4 protein-coding genes are annotated in these 3,202 nt (G+C 72.7%); all 4 read left to right on the top strand.

Annotation, left to right across the window (positions count from 1 at the left end; genetic code table 11):
• Positions 1–660, top strand: a 660-nt coding sequence (locus tag H0X00_RS22925) for a VWA domain-containing protein (RefSeq protein ID WP_293775106.1), incomplete at its 5' end; no start/stop codon positions are given.
• A 53-nt stretch (positions 661–713) separates the two neighbouring features.
• Positions 714–1,328: a cob(I)yrinic acid a,c-diamide adenosyltransferase gene (gene cobO / locus H0X00_RS22920; protein ID WP_293775105.1), complete on the top strand. Its 615-nt coding sequence runs from the start codon at positions 714–716 to the stop codon at positions 1,326–1,328.
• Positions 1,329–1,447: 119 nt separating this feature from the next.
• The gene (locus H0X00_RS22915) at positions 1,448–2,089 is read left to right on the top strand and encodes a class F sortase (protein WP_293775104.1); all 642 of its coding nucleotides are present in this window, start codon (positions 1,448–1,450) and stop codon (positions 2,087–2,089) included.
• Between the two features lie 64 nt (positions 2,090–2,153).
• Positions 2,154–3,202, top strand: a 1,049-nt coding sequence (locus H0X00_RS22910; RefSeq protein ID WP_293775103.1) for a cobyrinate a,c-diamide synthase, incomplete at its 3' end; no start/stop codon positions are given.

Below are 3,202 nucleotides of genomic sequence, written 5' to 3'. Positions count from 1 at the left end.
GCCCGCGGCCGGGTGCCCGGCGAGGGACTGAAGCTCCGCGTCGGCGACCTGCGCGAGGCGGTCCGCGAAGGGCGCGAGGGCAACCTGGTGCTGTTCTGCGTCGACGCCTCCGGCTCGATGGGCGCCCGGACCCGGACGGGCGCGGTGAAGGCGGCGGTGCTCTCCCTGCTGCTGGATGCCTACCAACGTCGGGACAAGGTCGGGCTGGTCACCTTCCGCGGCAGCGGGGCGACGCTGGACCTGCCGCCGACCTCCTCGGTCGAGGCGGGCGCGGCGCGGCTGCGCACGCTGCCCACCGGTGGTCGGACCCCGCTCGCGGCCGGGCTGCTGCAGGCCCGGCTCACCCTCGCCGTCGAGCGATTGCGCGACCCCGCGCGTCGTCCTCTGCTCGTGCTGGTCACCGACGGCCGCGCTACCGCCGGCAGTACCTCAACCGGGGATGCCCTGGCCGAGGCGCACCGCGCGGCTGCAGTGCTCGCCGCGGACGGGGTCGCCGCCGTCGTCGTGGACTGTGAGGACGGTCCGGTCCGGCTCGGGCTCGCGGCCGGTCTGGCCGAGGTCCTCGGCGCCCCGCTGTTCCGGCTCAGCGAGCTGGAGACGGGTGGGGGGCTGGCCAACGTCGTCCGCTCCCTCCGGGGCCCGGGGCGAAGGGCGGCCTAAAGGCGTGGCTCCTCATCCACTGGCAGCCCGATCGACGATAAGGAGCCACGCCGATGCCCCAAGGCGTTCCCACCGCCGTCCCCGAAGACGGTCTGACGACCCGTCAGCGACGCAACCGGCCGCTGCTGGTCGTGCACACCGGGGAGATGAAGGGCAAGTCCACCGCCGCCTTCGGCCTGGCGCTGCGCGGCTGGAACCAGGGCTGGTCGATCGGGGTCTTCCAGTTCGTGAAGAGCGCGAAGTGGAAGGTGGGCGAGGAGGAGGCCTTCCGCGCCCTCGGCCGACTGCACGAGCAGACCGGGGAGGGCGGTCCCGTCGAGTGGCACAAGATGGGCACCGGCTGGTCGTGGTCCCGCAAGGCCGGAACCGAGGAGAACCACGCAGCCGACGCCGCCGAGGGCTGGGCCGAGATCAAGCGCCGGCTCGCCGCCGAGGCGCACGGGCTCTACGTCCTCGATGAGTTCACCTACCCGATGAAGTGGGGCTGGGTGGACGTCGCCGACGTGGTGTCGACCCTCGCGGAGCGGCCCGGGCACCAGCACGTCATCATCACCGGCCGGGACGCGCACCCCGATCTGGTGGACGCGGCGGACCTGGTGACGACGATGACCAAGATCAAGCACCCGATGGACGCCGGACAAAAGGGGCAGCGCGGCATTGAGTGGTAGGGAAACGGTAGGGCCGCAGTAGTCCTTTCGGCCGACCCCGCCGTCAATGGGTTCGGTCCGCGCTCGAACCGAGGTAGTTTCGGGGTGTACCGATCACGGACGCAGAGGGGCGGCCAATCGTGCGCGGCATTGCAGCGGACCGACGGACGGCGATTGCGGCGGTTCTGGCCGCGTCGGTGGTCGTCATCGGCGCCTGCGCCTTCGTCGTGAACTCGGGCGACGGGGCCGAGCAGGTCGTGGCCGCGGCGCCGTCTGCGACTCCGACCCCGGAGCCGACCTGCAGCACCACCACGAAGCAGTTCATCCCGACCTCGGTCAGCATCCCGGGCGTGTCCAAGAAGATCTCGATTCTCCCGCTGCCGCGGGACGCCTCCTCGGTCCCCGGCACCCCGCCGCTGACCACGCTCGGCAAGCAGTCGATGGCCTTCGACCTCGGGAACGGAATCCGGCCCGGCGCGCTCAAGGGCAACGCTCTGCTGAACGCCCACACCTACCCGGACGGCAGCGCGCTCGGCAACAAGCTGCTCGACGAGCTGGAGGACGGCGAGCAGTTCCAGGTCGCCGGTCCGCTCGGCTACATGTGCTACGAGGTGACCGACCGACGCGAGGTGCCGGCCGGGGTCTACAAGCCCTACTTCGACAAGAAGGGCAGGCCGCAGATCGCGATCGTGGTCTGCTCCGGCGAGCGCATCGGTCCGGGCAACTGGACCAAGCGCACGCTGTGGTTCGCCTCGCCCGTGGACTCACTCGCCAAGGCCTGAGCCGCCGCCCCAGCAGGTAGGGCCCGCCATTGGCGAGCCTGCCCTGGCCCCGTACCTTCGACGGGTGAGTGTTCTCGTGCCTGTTCCGGGTGGTCCGCCCCGGCTCGTCGTCGCCGCGCCCGCCAGTGGGCACGGCAAGACCACGGTGGCGACCGGCCTGATCGCGGCGCTACGCGCCCGCGGGCTGCGGGTCTCGCCGCACAAGGTCGGCCCGGACTACATCGACCCGGGGTACCACGCGCTCGCCGCCGGTCGGCCGGGGCGGAACCTGGACGCCTGGCTGACCTCGCCGGACCTCATCGCCCCGCTGTTCCTGCACGGCGCCGCGGCCTCCGACATCGCGATCGTCGAAGGTGTGATGGGCCTGTTCGACGGGGTCACCGGCGGTGCCGACGGCCTGCCCGACTTCGCCTCCACCGCGCACGTCGCCCGCCTGCTGGACGCTCCGGTCCTGCTGGTGGTCGACGCCGCCGCCCAGGCGCGCTCGGTGGCTGCGCTGGTCCACGGTTTCGCCACCTTCGATCCCGCGGTCCGCCTCGGCGGCGTCGTGCTGAACCGGGTCGGCTCGGACCGGCACGAGCAGATCCTGCGGGAGGCGCTCGCCGTGCTGGGCGTGCCGGTCCTCGGCGCGATCCGCCGCGAGGACAAGGTCAGCACCCCCTCGCGCCACCTCGGACTGGTGCCGGTCGCCGAACGCGCCGCCGACGCCGTCGACGCGGTCGCGGCGATGGGCGAGCTGGTCGCGCGTACCTGCAACCTCGAGGCGATCTGCACGATGGCCGCCACCGCGCCGCGGATGTCCGCGACGCCCTGGGACCCGCACCTCGCGATCGGCCCGACCCCGCGGGTCCGCCTGGGCCGTCGCCCCCGGATCGCGATCGCCGGCGGCCCCGCCTTCACCTTCAGCTACAGCGAGCACGCCGAACTGCTGGTCGCCGCGGGCGCCGAGGTCGTCACCGTCGACCCGTTGCGGGACGAGGCGCTGCAGACCGGCACCACCGCGCTGGTCATCGGCGGTGGATTCCCCGAGGTGCACGCGCTGGCGCTCTCGGAGAACGAGCGGCTCCGTAAGGATGTCGCCGACTTGGCCGCCTCGGGCGGCATCATGGTCGG

The organism is Sporichthya sp., from assembly GCF_013815995.1.
Classification (GTDB): Bacteria; Actinomycetota; Actinomycetes; order Sporichthyales; family Sporichthyaceae; genus Sporichthya.
The sequence above is the reverse complement of the archived record's forward strand: the minus strand, read 5'-3'. Positions and strand labels throughout refer to the sequence as shown.

What these genes read in the sequence shown, in the direction of transcription:
- cobO (WP_293775105.1), top strand. Translation starts at nt 714, where the DNA reads ATGCCCCAAGGCGTTCCCACCGCCGTCCCCGAAGACGGTCTGACGACC.